This window comes from Stieleria magnilauensis (genome assembly GCA_007753675.1).
In the GTDB taxonomy this organism is placed as follows: Bacteria; Planctomycetota; Planctomycetia; order Pirellulales; family Pirellulaceae; genus Stieleria; species Stieleria magnilauensis.
This window is the reverse complement of the sequence record CP036432.1, coordinates 6,726,427-6,739,919: the sequence shown is the minus strand read 5'-3', so window position 1 is coordinate 6,739,919 and position 13,493 is coordinate 6,726,427. Positions and strand designations below refer to the sequence as shown.

Below are 13,493 nucleotides of genomic sequence, written 5' to 3'. Positions count from 1 at the left end.
GGTTCTTGGATCATATCCAATCTTGGTCTGTGTCGCTCAACTACAGCGCGGCTTTCCAACCGGCGTCGAGTTGTTGGGTCAGTCTGGCGACGACGTTTGGGTTATCGAGGGCAACGTTCTTGGTTTCGCCGGGGTCGCTTTGGTGATCGAACAACTCGACGAACACGGGATCGGCTTGGGGATTGCGATGATCGCGCCACACGACCAGCCGATAGCGGTCGGTCCGCATCGTGTACCCCATCAAATGTTGTTCAAACAGCTCACGGTCCCACGTGTCACCCATCTGCTCGATGATCCGGCTTTCGACTTCTCGGATCAGCGGTCCGAACCATGTCTCACGCATTCCTTGCGACAGCGGGTTGGCGGCCCACTCGCGGAGCGCCGGGTTGGGATACTGACTGAACGCAGCCTTTTTCCAGGCCCGGTCGGGATCATCCAACAAGGGGACAAAACTGTGGCCTTCGACGTGATCGGGGATCGGCAATCCGGCCAGTTCGCAAAGGGTCGGGTACATGTCGACTAACTCGACCAACGCATCGGTCGGCTTGCCCCGCGACTTCATGCCCGGCGTCCAAATCATCAACGGCACGCGGGTGGCAATTTCGTAGTTGGTCGCTTTGCCCCAGACGCCGAGGTCTCCGAGATGCCAACCGTGGTCGCCCCAGACGATGATGATCGTGTTGTCGCGAACCCCGGCATCTTCCAGGGCACGAACCATCAAACCGACTTGGGCGTCGACGTAACTGACGCATGCCAAGTAGGCGTGCTTGAGTGTTCGCGACAGCTCGGGACCCAACGGTCCGATCTTGGGGATCCCCGCACGCGTTCGCAATTCAAAGGACGCGTGAAGCCCCATCGCGGCACCGCCCTCGGGTGCATCGCTGTGGGCTGCCATCGGGATTTTGTCGGGATCGTACAGATCCCAGTAGCGTTTGGGCGCGGTCCAGTTCAGGTGGGGTTTTTTGAACCCGAGCCCCAGGAAGAACGGCTTGTCCGCCTTGGCCATCTGCTTCATCGTCTCGATCGCGAGCCGGGTGTTGTAGCCGTCACCGTAGGCGGTATCGGGGACGTCGGCATTTTCGTATGCCGGTCCGCTGCCCAAACCACGGCGTGCGGCCTCGCCGTACTTGGCCAACATCTCCTTCATGTTGTCACTTTTGATCTTGTTGTTTTCCGGCAACGCGTAGCCACCGACCGGCTTTTCGATCCCCTTGATCCATTTGACGGGGCTTCGACTCCAAGAGTTCTCTTCGTCGGTATCGCCCTGGTGAAAGATTTTTCCACAGTAGGCCGTTTCATAACCGTGTGCGATGAAGTGTTGGGGCAACGTGACAATGTCGGGCTGAAGCTCACGCAACGAGACATAGTTGTGAAACAACCCGGTCGTCTCCGGTCGAGCACCGGTCATCAGGCTCGCCCGCGAAGGCCGACAGATCGCCTGTTGGCAATAGGCCCGATTGAACAGCAAACCGTCGTTAGCCAGCGCATCCAGGTTCGGCGACACCGCGATCTCGGATCCGTAACATCCCAGCTCCGGTCGCAGATCATCGATAGCGATAAACAGGACGTTCGGTTTGTCCGCCGCGCGGCACGTGGAAGCCAGGCCCACAACGCAGGCGAGGGTAAGAAGTGGTTTGATCATTCGGTTCATTTGGTTTTCAGCGGTTGCCTTCCTGCGAACTGGGATTCAACTTCGTCGATGCGAATGCGAGGTCCATCACGCATCATTTCACTTGTAAGGTGGCTTTGTAATTCGGCATTCCCGTTTGATGCCATTGTTGCTCCGCCTCCTCATCGTCGAACCACCGAGGCGTGGTGTGGTCGCGACTCCAGCGTTCGGCCTCCTCCACCATTGCCGCAACTTTCTCGGGATACGCGTCACTCAGATCCTGCGTTTCTCCGAGATCATCGTCCAAGTTAAACAGTTTCCAGGGCGTTTGGGCCGTTCGACAGATTTTCCAGGCGTCGCGTCGAGCCCCTACGTCACTGTAACCGCTGCGATGGCGGAGTGCGAAAATCATCTCACCTTGGCGTGCGCTACGACCGGCTAGCAAGTCGTCCCAAATGTCTTTGCCGTTCAACGTCTTGGTCGCCGGGATCTCCGCCTTGGCCAAGCGTGCGAACGTCGGGTAGAAATCGAGTGCGGAAACGGGGTGGTGATAACGATCGCCGGCAGGGACTTTTCCGGGCCAATGGAAGAACATCGGAACGCGATAACCGCCCTCGTGCGTGCTGCCCTTGCCTTCGCGAAGGGGTCCATTGTCGGCGCCCAGACCGAGTTTTCCGCCGTTGTCGCTCAGGAAGACGATCAACGTGTCATCGAACTCACCGGAATCCTTCAGCGATTGTACCAGTCGACCGACGCCGCGGTCGACGGCGTAAACCATCGCAGCGTAGGTTTGCCGCTTCTTGTCCTTGATACCGGCAAACCTCGCCAAATCCTCGACCTTCGCTTCGAGCGGACTGTGCGGCGCGTTGTAGGCCAGGTACAGAAAAAACGGTTGGTCTTTGTCGCCCGCTGATTGGACAAAACGCACCGCCTCGCGCGACAGCCCGTCGGTGATGTACTCCGTTTCATTGACCGTTTTGCCGTTGTGTTCCAGCGGGGCGATGTAGTCATTGATTGTTGTCTTGCCGGCCCGAATCTGCCGCTCGTAAATCGGCCGGTATCGATCCGGGAAGTACTGATGGCCTCCGCCGAGAAACCCGTAAAACTCGTCGAACCCGCGTTGGTTGGGATGGAACGGGTGCTCGTACCCCATGTGCCATTTACCGATCGCGCCGGTTCGGTACCCCGCGTCCTGCAACACCGTGCTGATCAGGGTTTCATTGACATCGATCCCTTCGCGGTTGTAGGCCTGAATACCGAGACCGCTGTTGGGCAGGTTGTACGGCGCCCCGAACGAATGCGGATAGCGGCCCGACATCAGCCCCATCCGACTGGGACCACAGAAGGGGTGCGTGACATAGGCCGATGTAAAAATCGTACCGGCCGCGGCCAGCTGATCCAACTGCGGCGTCGCGATGTCGGTGGCGCCGTTGAAGCCCACATCGGCGTAGCCCAGGTCGTCGCAGAGGATCACGACGATGTTCGGACGGTCTTGATCCCCGGCATGGCCGAGGGCTGCGAACGTGGCGAGCATCCCAACGGAAAACGCGATTCTATAAAAGGTGTGTTGCATCAATTCGATTTGATCGGAGAACGATTGAAGTCGACCGTCGTGTCGAGACCGTGGTGTTGAATCCGACAGTGACTAATACCCGAGCGGCTTGCCTTGTTCGTACAGCGTCTGAATTTCTTCGCGGCCGAGTGCGGCGTTAAAGATCGCCAGTTCGTCGATCGCACCGTTCAAGTTACGGACGGCGAACCAAGGTGAATTTCTCAGCGGCTGTCCCCAGTTTCCGATTTCAGCTGTCCCGATCCGAAGCGTTTGGACATGGAACTGATCCGTGATCGGTTCACTGCTGATCAGTTCACCGTTGACGAACTGGTTGACTTGTCGAGCGACGGGGTCATAGACCGCCGCGATGTGCAGCCACTTGCCGCTCTCGGACACATCCCAAATCGGTTCGGTGTAATAGATCCGGTGCAACCTGGAATCTTCTGCGGGGCCGAGTCCCGCTCCGGGCGTGTCATCGACCATCACCGAAAACATCAGCCGACCGTCTTCGTGAATTTGCCAATGCGGTTCGCCGTTCTCATAGCCGTCGCCCATGAACAGCGAATTGTAACGATGCTCCAAACTGTCAATTCTGACCCAGCAGGCGAACGTGAACGCGTCGAATGCTCCATCGATCCGGGTTCGCACACGCGATCCCGGACGGTCAAATTCCAACGCGGTCGACGCGGCCCCGAATCGACCGTCGGCTCGCGTCACGGGGCCGACCAGAATGCCGTCGAGTTCTGACCCCGACGCGGCGCGGTTCGGAATGAAGCGTTCAGCGTCCGATTCAGCGATCGGGTAATACGCGATCAACCGATCGTCGGTCCTCAACTGCCGCGAGTAGGTTTTCCATTGTTCGAACTGTTGCGATTGGGCGTCTTCACGTCGACGTTGCAAATCATTGACCGTACTGAGTCCCTCGAACGCATCCGGGCGAGACTGCGATCCCTTCAACCATTGCCGTTCTCCGGTGACCAGATGGTCGCCGTCGTGCCGGCCACCGCGCAATTCCACTTCGCCATCGATCACCTCGACACGCGCTTCGTCGGCGCCGACCTCCACTGCAAATTCGGTCCCCAAGTCGATGATCTCTGAGTCGGCCGCCTTGACGATAAACCCACGCGCCGCCGGCGGAACACTGGCCCGCAACCGCCCCTTGACCACGCGAACCGACCAATCCGATTCGACATCGAGCGCCGCGGGTCCCTCGACGATCAAGGTCGCACCGCAAAAGAAGTCGATTTCCGCGATCCCTTCGTCGAACTGCAAGACACCGTTGGGCAACACATCGCCTTCGCGGAACGCAAGTGAATCGCTAGACCACTGCAAATCGACAGCACTTCGCAGCGTCGCATGGCCCGCAATCAAAGCCTCCGCTGGTTCGTCCGATGCGACTTGTGCGATCTCGACCCGTTGGGGATCGTCACCATCGTTGCTTTGTCCGAACCAGTACGCGACGCCGCCGACCAGAGCGAGAACGGTTGCCGCAATCGCCAAGCGTTGCCACGTCCATCCCGTCGCGTCATCGAGCACACTGGCCGGCGAGTCGTTTCGCGGGGATTGCCCCGCGTGCAAATCGCCACCGGACTCGGTCGCGATCTCGCCCAGAGATTCACACAGGCTGACCGCCCGCAAATACTCCGATCGAACCTCTTCACGTCGCTCGATCGCGTCCTGCAACACATCGAAATCGTCGGCCGAAATGGTTTGGTCGATGGCTTGGAAAATCAGGTTGCGAATCTTGTCGTCCACTTCAACACTCCTCAACGAGCCGCCCCTGAACACAGTCCAGAAGCTGTTTGCGCAACGCGTTGACTCTGCTGTACAGCCGCCGCGTTTTGACGCCGGTCTCTTCCGCGATCTTGGCAATCGACTCGCCCGGCGAGTGAACGCTCAACACGAGCCGTCGATGATCGTCGTCCAATTCCCCCAAACACCTCTCGATCGCCTTGCGTTCTCGATCGCGCTGTTCCAAATCTTGCATCGCGTCCTGCGCTAATCGTTCGATCACACTTTCGCGGAACACCAAGCGGTCTCGGGAACTGTCTCGCTGCCAGCTGAGCACTTTGTACCGTGCGATCACGCAGGCCCAGCGAATGAATTCGTCGACCGCGTCGTCCGCCGTTGCAGGCGTGAAGGATTCAAATTTCTTCCAACACTCCAATGCCGTCTCCTGCATCACGTCGTCGACCCCTTGATTGGAGGGCAATAACGAACGCACGAATCGACGAATCGACTGGTCATGCCGCGCCAGCAGACTGACGAATTCGCCGTAGCGAGCTTCGCGGGCCGCGGGGGTATCGAAATCAGGTGTCGCGAGAGGATCCATGGCGTGCTTTTTTCACGAAAGGTGGTTCACTTTTGATATTCCATCATCCCGGAAATTTACCGTGCCACCTGTGCATATTTGTCAAAATTGGAATCCGTCAGAAATCCACTCAGGTCGGTCATTCTGGGGACCTGACGGTAGCCTGGATCAAAACACGACTCCATCGAGCGAATCCGCACAGGTAACGGGCAGAGACATGGCAGGCGTCCGGTCCGGGATCGTCGACGACACCGTTGAATTCCCGGACGCCCCGTTTCGTTTGTTCTTTGTGGATTTTTGAACAGTGTTCCGGATCGCGGCTTCGACGATGCGACTTGCCCGATCACCTTTAAGCCGCCTTTTACGGAGCCCAAGATCCCGGTGGCGAATCCCATGATCCGGTGGCGCGCCATGTGCCGACGGGAAACCCTCGGCCGGTGGAAACTGGCACGACGCAGCTGACATCACTCGATGACGGCGATTGCGTCGTCGCTGCGATGGGCGGATCCAGCGTTCTTGAAATGACAATCGGTGTGTCTCAATCACTTCAGAGAACGGGCGATGCTGCTTTTACCCTATGAGATGGATGGTGGATTTGACGAGATGTTCGCTCCCGACGGCAGACCCAGGGCCAGCGGCGAACGTTTTGTTCGGCGACTGGAAGCCCTGGCCGAAGGGAACCTGCGCGAGCGACAGAAATCGGCGGAACTGAATCTGCAAAACATGGGCATCACGTTCAACGTGTATAGCCATCAAGCCGGCACCGAAAAGGTCTGGCCATTTGACCTGCTGCCTCGAATCATCGACGCGGAGGAATGGTCGATGATCGCGAAGGGGCTGGAACAGCGGATTCGGGCGCTCAATCAGTTTGTCGATGATATCTACAACGATCAAAAAATCATCAAAGACAAAGCCGTCCCGGAATCGTTGATCGCGTCGTCCAAGACGCTTCGCAAACAGTGCGTCGGTCTTCAGCCGGCACAACGTGTGTGGTGCCACATCACCGGCGTGGATTTGATTCGTGACGCCGACGGTCAACTGTATGTGTTGGAAGACAACATGCGTTGCCCGTCGGGCGTTTCGTACGTGCTGGAAAATCGCGAACTCATGAAACGAACCTTCGCGCACGTCTTTGAGGGGATGTCGGTCGAACCGATCGAAGAGTACCCGGAGCAGTTGCTGAAAACACTTCTGGACTGTGCCCCAACGGGTGTATCGGATCCGGTCGCGGTGTTGCTGACACCGGGTGTTCACAATTCGGCCTACTTTGAACATTCCTTTCTGGCCCAGCAAATGGGAATCGAACTCGTCCACGGTTCGGATTTAATTGTCAAGGACGGATTCGTCCACATGATCACGACACGCGGGCTCAGGCGAGTCGATGTGATCTACCGCCGCATCGACGACGATTTCTTGGACCCCGCCCACTTCCGCGCCGATTCGTGTTTGGGAGTCAAGCATCTGATGGACGTTTATCGTGCCGGCCGTGTTTCCTTGGCCAATGCACCGGGAACCGGCGTTGCCGACGACAAGGCGGTGTATGCGTACGTGCCGGACATCATTCGTTACTACTTTGGCGAAGACCCGATCTTGCCGAACGTGCCGACGTTCCTGTGCGACGATGACAAACAACGTGAACATGTCCTGTCCCACCTGGATCAATTGGTCGTCAAACCGACCAATGAGTCGGGTGGCTACGGCATCTTGATGGGCCCACACGCCTCGGCCAACGAACGGGCCGAGTGTGCCGAAGCGATCCAGAAGAATCCACGTGATTGGATCGCACAACCAATGTTGAATCTGTCGACCGTGCCCACCCTGGTCGGCGACGAATTGAAACCCCGTCATGTCGACCTTCGACCGTTCGTCTTGTGCGGCAAAGACGTCTACGTGATGCCCGGCGGACTGACGCGGGTCGCGCTGAAAAAAGGTTCGATGATCGTCAACTCGTCGCAGGGTGGCGGCAGCAAAGACACGTGGGTGTTGCGCAACGGCGCGACGGCTCAGCCAAAACCAGTCTCGAACACGAAGGAGTCGTCATCATGCTAAGTCGAGTCGCAGAAACCGTTTATTGGCTCAGCCGATACGTCGAGCGGGCAGAAAACATCGCACGATTCATCGACGTCAATTACAACCTGACCCTCGGCGAAACCGAATCGCTGAGCAAGCAGTGGACACCGCTCTTGGAAACCACCGCGGACCAGAACGAATTCGTCAAACGATACGACAGCCCCACACGCGAAAACGTGTTGCAGTTTTTGTCCTTTGACGAAGAAAACGGTAATTCGATGATCAGTTGCGTCGCCAGGGCTCGCGAGAACGCCCGGACCATTCGCGAAGTGATTTCGAGTGTGGTTTGGGAGCAACTCAACACGTTTCACCTGTTGGTCCAAGCCGCCGGGCACTCGCCCAAGACGCTGGAGCAACCGCAAGCGTTCTGTGAACAGGTTCGCTTGACCAGCCATTTGTTGGTCGGCGCGATGGACGCCACCATGTCGCATGACGAGGCCTGGCACTTCTCACGCTTGGGCAGGATGATCGAACGTGGTGACAAAACATCACGTCTGCTGGACGTGCAGTATTACAACCTGTTGCCCGACGGCGGCAACGTCGGTTCCTCGCTGGACGTCGTGCGTTGGTCGGCACTGCTGCGTTCAGCCAGCGCCCTGGAATCGTATCGCCGATTGCGAGGCAAGATCGTCCCGCAACGCGTCGCCGAATTTCTGATGTTGGATCGCAAGTTCCCCCGAGCGATGCATTTCGCCGCCATGCGGGCGCGCGATTCGATGCGGGTGATCACCGGCAGCGAGCTGAACTCCTACTGCTATCACTCCGAACAACTGCTCGGCCGTCTCTGCTCCAGTCTCGACTATGCGGTCATCGATGACATCCTGCAAGACGGACTGCACGAATACATCGACCAATTCCAAAGACAGCTCAATACGATCGGCCAGGAAATCCACGAAGACTTTTTCTCCGTGGAACGATTGAACGCATCGCCGGACGCTTCGGTGATGACGTAAATTCCGGTCGTTCACGCAAGCTGGACGCGCCCGCAAGCGGGCCGACGACGCAAGCTGGACGCGCCCGCGAGCGGGACGACGACGCAAGCTGGACACGCCCGCGAGCGGGCCGACGACGCAAGCTGGGAGCTTACGCCACTCGCGTTACAAACGGGCCAGCCGTTTTTCGGCGTCGCCGAAGCGGTCCAGCTGAACGCCCATGCGATCCATGATCGACAAGTACATGCTGCACAGCTTTCGATCGTGATCGTCCTGGCCGACGTAGTCGAGCACGCGTCCGGTTTCGAGCGTGCCGCCCAAGCCGCCGGTCAACAGCACGGGGACCTTGCTGGAATCGTGGGCATTGCCCGACCACATGCTGGAAATGAACAACAAACACGAATGGTCCAGCACCGTCCCGCCGGCTTCCGGCATCGCGTTCAATCGTTCGGCCAAGTAGGCGTATTGGCTACAGTAGTACCGTGAAATCCGTTCATACTCGTCGGACAGATCGTTGTGCGAGGCCGAGTGGTGCGTGCTCTCGACATTCAGGAAGGGATAAAACAGTCCCGACAAATCGCGATTGAGCAGCAACGATGCGACACGTGATTTGTCGCTCTGGAACCCGATCGCCACGATGTCGCACATCAACCGCATGTGCTCGCGAATGTCCTCGGGCAATCCGTCATCGGGCCGCTGCATCCTGGCCAGCGGCTTGCCGCGGTCGTTGGCCCGTTGCCGTGCTTTCTCTCGGGCGGCTCTCATTGACGCGGCTCGTTTTTCCACCTCACGAACGCTGCTCAAGTATTCCTCTAACTTGACCTGATCGCTCTTGCTGACCCGCCGGCTCAACGACGCCGCCTCTTCCCCCACGCGGTCCAAAATGCTTTCGTCGCGACGGCTCCCCCGGTTGTCGAACAAACTGTCAAAGGCCAGCGACGGGTAGACTTCCATCGGCACCGGCGACGTCTTGTTCTGCCAGGAGATGTGCGAACTGTAGGCCATCGAAAAATTCGTTTCGTGATACCCCGTCACGGGCTGTTCACAACCGAGCACCAAACTGGGAACGACCGTTTCCTCCTGGAAATGATTCGCCAGCACCTGGTCCATGCTGATATCGCCGCGCAGCTCCGAACCCTTCTGCAGCGACGCCCCGGAAAGGATATTGCCGGTTTGGCCGGGGTGAATGCCGACCGACGTCGCATTCTCGTTGAACAGGCCGGTGATGAAGTTCATCTTCTCCTTCAGCGGCTCCATCGGCGCCAGACTCTTGCCCAACTCCATCTCCTTGCCACCGCCCTTGGCCCACCAATGTTTGCGATTGATCCCGCACCCCATGAACAACGCGGCAAATCGCTTGGGCGGTGCAACCGGATCCTCGCCGACGACGGTTTCGGTGCCCCAAACGGGAATCGATTCCATCCACGGAAGTGCCATCGATACGCCGACGCCTCGCAAGACCGTACGACGCGATAACGTTTGAGAAGACGGAGTCTGGCGAGAAGACGGAGCGTCGGATCTGGTAGAAGTGTTCATCGGATGGACGGTGGTGGGCGAAGAAACGGTCGGAACATCACTGTGGGAGAGACTTCCAGACTGTCGATGCCAAGGCGACAGACGGAAAGCCTTTCCCACCAACTTAAAACTCTGCTTTCACACGTTTGTTCAAGAACGCCGGGCTGGTGACGATCATCTCAATCGCATGTTGCAATCGATACCCGTTGGACGCAAGCGAGGCGGTCATCTGATCGATCGCCGTCTCATCCGACAACTCTAACGAACGCCCAAGGGCATAGGCGAGAAGTTTGCGGCAAAAATTATCGACAAAATCGGATTGCCGGGAACGTCGAATGTAGTCCCGCAGCCCTTCGATCCCGGTCCCCTCGCTCTCGTCGGGGAATCGAACATGACTGTCCACCTGACGACCGCCGAAATCGGTTTCACGCCGCTCACCGATCGGCCCGTATTGCTCAAACACCAGTCCGAACGAATCAATTTTGTCGTGGCAGGCCGCGCAGCTAGGATCGGCTCGGTGCCGCTGCAGTGCCTCCCGCAACGTCAACTCGCCCAACTGAGACTCGTCACTCGGCAACTCGGGCACCGCGGCGGGCGGGGCCGGGATGTGTTCGCCGAGCACGTACTTGACCAACCAATTGCCGCGCTGCACCGGACTGGTTCGCAATCCGGGTGAATTCTTGGTCAAGAAGACAGCCATCGGCATCAACCCGCCACGGCCATACCGATCGACGCCGTCAACCTTGGCCCAGCCGTCCTGTTGGTCGTCCAACCGGTCGGTCGGAAACTGGTAGTGCTCGGCAAGCGCGCGGTCGACGAAGGTGTAATTGGCGTACAACAGATCCAGGATCGAGCCGTCCGTGCGCACAATCTCGTTGAACAACCGAATCGGTTCTTCGTACATCGATTGACGCAGCTCGTCGGTGAATTGTGGGAAACGATTGCGATCGACGCCGTTGTGCTGCTGGAATTGACGAAAGCCCAACCAGCTGCCCACAAACTCGTTGACAAAGCCTTGGGACCGCTCGTCGACAAGCATGCGGACCACTTGCGACCTCAGCACATCACGTTGATGCAAATGGCCCGACGCTGCCAAGTCACGGAGCTGCTGGTCGGGCATGCTGGCCCACAGAAAGTAGCTCAACCGGCTGGCCAACGCAAAATCATCCAACGGTTCGACGTCTTGATGCGCCGCATCGGCGACTCGCTGTTGCGGCAGATCCAAGCGATAACAAAAGTTGGGCGACATCAAGACCGCCACAACGCTGTCCCGAATCGCGTCCTCGTGCTCCAACCCGTCCGACTCGCGCAGATGCCGATAGAACGATCGGATGCTCTGCCGCTGTGCATCGGTCAGCGGACGACGATACGCCCGCTCGGCGAACCGAACGACGGCATCCAACTGAACCGATTCCGATTCTCGCTTCAGGCGTTCCAAACGACGGAATGTTCGCGACAGGTCCTCGAAGTAGAACGCGATCGCTTCGAGGGCTGGGGGATTGCCGCCGACACGTTCCGCTTTGGCTAAATAGGCTTCCGCCAGCGCCCGAACTTTGGCCTCCGACGTGCAATCTTTGTCTTCGGCACGGAATCGATCGAATTGCGAATCACGCATGAAACGAGAATCGGTGCGGTCGAACCAGATGAACCCGGCGTACTGACGCATCGGCGCCGACGTCACGAAATCGAGCTCCAGCCACAAACGATCCAGTTCTTTCCGCTCCTCGTCGCTCAAGATCAACTCAACCAGCGGGCCGTCGTCACGGAAGTATCCCATCTGGCTGTGGAATCCGGCGCTCAAGAACCGCCCCGTGCGCTCCTTCTCTTCCTTGGGGTCCAAGTAGACACGCGCCCGCTCGGAAACGAGGAAGGTATCCGGGAAGACCGAGCAGAACGTTTCCAGCGTCCGCTCGTACCCTTGCAACCGAGGCTCGTCGTCCGGCAACGCCATCGCACGTGCCTCGGCCGAACCCGGCTTCAATTCCAGCAACGATCCCAGATCGCCGACGTCGGAGATCCCTCCGGCGTAACGACGACGGTTGGCAACGAATTGGCGATTCTTCCACAACACCAACGGCTGCGAACCCTGGTGGACCTCGGGCGTCGTCAGGTTTTCGACTTCGGGGACCAAACGCCCACGGAGCGTCTGCACAAAATCCTCCATCCGCTGGCATTGACGTTTGGCTTGATCGGCATCGTCCGGCGTATTGCCGCTGGGCAATCGACGCCACATGATCCGCAGTGCCGCCAGCGGACCAACGTCCGCGGCTTGGTCTGTCGCTTGGTCTTGCGCTGCGTCGACGTTCAAGATGTTCCAAAGCATTTCCATGTACCGAGGACTCAATCCCTGGCTGGATGCAAATTCACGCAGCGAACGTGTTTCGGCATCACCGGCTGTGTGTTGCAGTTGGTATTGCCAGAGGGCGTAAAAGAAATCGACGTACTGCAAACGTTGTCGCCGATAGAAATCGATGATCCGGTTGACACAGTACTTGTCGCGGTCGGTTTCGGTGATCACCGGGTGGGGGGCGAAATCGATACCGGACGGTGTCAGCACCAGATGCTCGGAAACGTGACGTGCCGCGTCCAGATATTTCTTCAGCAACGAAGGTGACATGGCGAGTGATTCGCCCGAGTTGTCAAACCCCTCCTGGTTGGCCGGATCGATCGGAAACGCCTTGGCCGGTTGCAAGTCAAATCCGGTCAGGTCTCGGATCGTGTAGTTGTATTCTGCGTTGCTCAGTCGGCGAGCCAAGACGATCCCGGGATCGCCCGCCCGGCGTTTCGCCTCTTTTTGCCGCACGCCGGCGATCCACTCGATGACACGCTTGCGAGCCTCCGGTGTGGGATGCGCCTCGGCGTCTTCGGGCGGCATGTCGCCCGCCTCCAGACGATCCATCACGACCATCCACTTTCTGAAATGGGTCACGACCGACGTGACATCACGATCCGACTCCAGGTCCAAATCCCCTTCGGCATCGTCCGCGTTGTGACAGGACACACAATAGGTCTTCAGAAACGGACGAACCGTACCGTCAAACGCTCCCTCCAGATCTTCGGCACCCGAAACGAGGGAAACAGAACACATCAACAGTGCGACAAAAAACAACAAACGCATCGACGGTCTGGGGATGGACAGGCGGGGGACAAATCAGGCGGGGGCAACACGCAAGCCCGACGTCGGTGGGGGCGACTGCGATCGATTTGCTACATCATGTTTCGGGTTGGTGGCCACCCGGATCCACGACAAACAACCGATCCACATTGAACTCGGGGCTTCCAGTCGTTGCGCCTCCATTGTAACCCTCGCCTCTCGAATTCGGGATCCAAACCCGACGGCGAACGTCGAAGATTCCCAAAACAGTCTGCGAGGCCCGCCTCCAAGTCTCGCGGCCTCGTCGACGGGTCTGCTCTCACTCGTGGTCAGCGATGACCGGCGCCCCTCCCCTCGCCGCGCTCGACCCTCCCTGCCAGGGCCCTGGTATCTACGCAAGTCGCTTTTTG

The 13,493-nt window shown here is 58.5% G+C and carries 8 protein-coding genes; 2 read left to right on the top strand and 6 right to left on the bottom strand.

The window, feature by feature from the left end; translation table 11 throughout:
- Positions 1-40: 40 nt before the first annotated feature.
- The 4 genes from TBK1r_RS24070 to TBK1r_RS24055 form a co-directional block, all read right to left on the bottom strand.
- A complete protein-coding gene (locus TBK1r_RS24070) occupies positions 41-1,642 on the bottom strand; it encodes a sulfatase (protein ID WP_145216559.1) in 1,602 nt (533 codons plus the stop codon).
- An 82-nt stretch (positions 1,643-1,724) separates the two neighbouring features.
- Positions 1,725-3,182, bottom strand: coding sequence for a sulfatase-like hydrolase/transferase (locus TBK1r_RS24065; protein ID WP_145216556.1), 1,458 nt, complete (start codon positions 3,180-3,182; stop codon positions 1,725-1,727).
- Between the two features lie 72 nt (positions 3,183-3,254).
- Positions 3,255-4,916 (bottom strand): LamG-like jellyroll fold domain-containing protein, encoded by a 1,662-nt coding sequence (locus TBK1r_RS24060; RefSeq protein ID WP_145216552.1) that lies wholly within the window; start codon positions 4,914-4,916, stop codon positions 3,255-3,257.
- 1 nt (position 4,917) lies between these two features.
- Complete coding sequence (locus TBK1r_RS24055; protein ID WP_145216549.1) at positions 4,918-5,493, bottom strand: sigma-70 family RNA polymerase sigma factor; 576 nt, start codon at positions 5,491-5,493, stop codon at positions 4,918-4,920.
- A 540-nt stretch (positions 5,494-6,033) separates the two neighbouring features.
- On the opposite strand from TBK1r_RS24055, the gene TBK1r_RS24050 reads away from it, so the two are divergent.
- The gene (locus TBK1r_RS24050) at positions 6,034-7,521 is read left to right on the top strand and encodes a circularly permuted type 2 ATP-grasp protein (protein ID WP_145216546.1); all 1,488 of its coding nucleotides are present in this window, start codon (positions 6,034-6,036) and stop codon (positions 7,519-7,521) included.
- The gene (locus tag TBK1r_RS24045) at positions 7,515-8,495 is read left to right on the top strand and encodes an alpha-E domain-containing protein (RefSeq protein ID WP_145216543.1); all 981 of its coding nucleotides are present in this window, start codon (positions 7,515-7,517) and stop codon (positions 8,493-8,495) included. The genes TBK1r_RS24050 and TBK1r_RS24045 overlap by 7 nt, the downstream gene beginning before the upstream one ends.
- Positions 8,496-8,639: 144 nt before the next feature.
- On the opposite strand, the gene TBK1r_RS24040 is transcribed toward TBK1r_RS24045, so the two are convergent.
- Together TBK1r_RS24040 and TBK1r_RS24035 are read right to left on the bottom strand one after the other, a co-directional pair.
- Positions 8,640-9,911 (bottom strand): DUF1552 domain-containing protein, encoded by a 1,272-nt coding sequence (locus TBK1r_RS24040; protein WP_419580338.1) that lies wholly within the window; start codon positions 9,909-9,911, stop codon positions 8,640-8,642.
- A 202-nt stretch (positions 9,912-10,113) separates the two neighbouring features.
- Entirely contained in the window at positions 10,114-13,107 is a 2,994-nt protein-coding gene (locus TBK1r_RS24035; RefSeq protein WP_145216537.1) for a DUF1592 domain-containing protein, read from the bottom strand.
- Positions 13,108-13,493 lie beyond the last annotated feature (386 nt).